The following is a 1,481-nucleotide window of genomic DNA, read 5'->3' as shown; positions in this document are numbered from 1 at the left end:
ACGACCAAGCACATCTTCGTCACCGGGGGTGTCGCCTCCTCGCTCGGCAAGGGCCTCACCGCCTCCAGCCTGGGCATGCTGCTCAAGGCCCGCGGCCTGCGCGTGGTGATGCAGAAGCTGGACCCGTACCTGAACGTCGACCCGGGCACGATGAACCCGTTCCAGCACGGTGAGGTCTTCGTCACCAACGACGGCGCCGAGACCGACCTCGACATCGGCCACTACGAGCGTTTCCTCGACCGCGACCTGGACGGCTCCGCCAACGTCACCACCGGCCAGGTCTACAACACCGTCATCGCCAAGGAACGGCGCGGCGAGTACCTGGGCGACACCGTGCAGGTCATCCCGCACATCACCAACGAGATCAAGCACCGCATCCGCCGCATGGCGACCGACGAGGTCGACGTCGTGATCACCGAGGTCGGCGGCACCGTCGGCGACATCGAGTCGCTGCCGTTCCTGGAGACCGTCCGCCAGGTCCGCCACGAGGTCGGCCGGGACAACGTGTTCGTGGTGCACATCTCGCTGCTGCCCTACATCGGCCCCTCCGGCGAGCTGAAGACCAAGCCCACCCAGCACTCGGTGGCGGCGCTGCGCAACATCGGCATCCAGCCCGACGCGATCGTGCTGCGCTGCGACCGCGAGGTGCCCACCGCGATCAAGCGGAAGATCTCCCTGATGTGCGACGTCGACGAGGCGGCCGTGGTGGCCTGCCCCGACGCCCGCTCCATCTACGACATCCCCAAGGTCATCCACGGCGAGGGCCTGGACGCCTACGTGGTCCGCAAGCTCGACCTGCCCTTCCGCGACGTCGACTGGACCACCTGGGACGACCTCCTGGACCGCGTCCACCACCCCGACCACGAGATCACCCTCGCCCTGGTCGGCAAGTACATCGACCTGCCCGACGCCTACCTCTCCGTCACCGAGGCCCTGCGCGCCGGCGGCTTCGCGAACAAGGCCCGCGTGAAGATCAAGTGGGTCACCTCCGACGACTGCAAGACCCCGGCCGGCGCCCAGGCCCAGCTCGGCGACGTCGACGCGATCTGCGTCCCCGGCGGCTTCGGCGACCGCGGCGTCCTCGGCAAGGTCGGCGCGATCCGCTACGCCCGCGAGCACCGGATCCCCCTGCTCGGCCTCTGCCTGGGCCTGCAGTGCATCGTCATCGAGGCCGCCCGCAACCTCGCCGACATCGGCGACGCCAACTCCACCGAGTTCGACGCCGCCACCGGCCACCCCGTCATCTCCACCATGGCCGAACAGCTCGACATCGTCGCCGGCGAAGGCGACATGGGCGGCACCATGCGCCTGGGCATGTACCCGGCCAAACTCGCCGAGGGCTCCATCGTGCGCGAGGTCTACGACGGCAAGGAGTACGTCGAGGAACGCCACCGCCACCGCTACGAGGTCAACAACGCCTACCGCGCGGAACTGGAGAAGAAGGCCGGCATCCTCTTCTCCGGCACCTCCCCCGACGGCAA

At 68.7% G+C, this 1,481-nt stretch carries 1 protein-coding gene; it reads left to right on the top strand.

What is annotated here, in order from left to right; translation table 11 throughout:
• Positions 1-1,481 (top strand): CTP synthase (gene pyrG / locus NX794_RS35740; protein WP_258783881.1); only part of this gene is annotated, 1,481 nt, incomplete at both ends.

The organism is Streptomyces pyxinicus (genome assembly GCF_024753135.1).
Lineage (GTDB): Bacteria > Actinomycetota > Actinomycetes > Streptomycetales > Streptomycetaceae > Streptomyces > Streptomyces pyxinicus.
The sequence above is the reverse complement of the archived record's forward strand: the minus strand, read 5'-3'. Positions and strand labels throughout refer to the sequence as shown.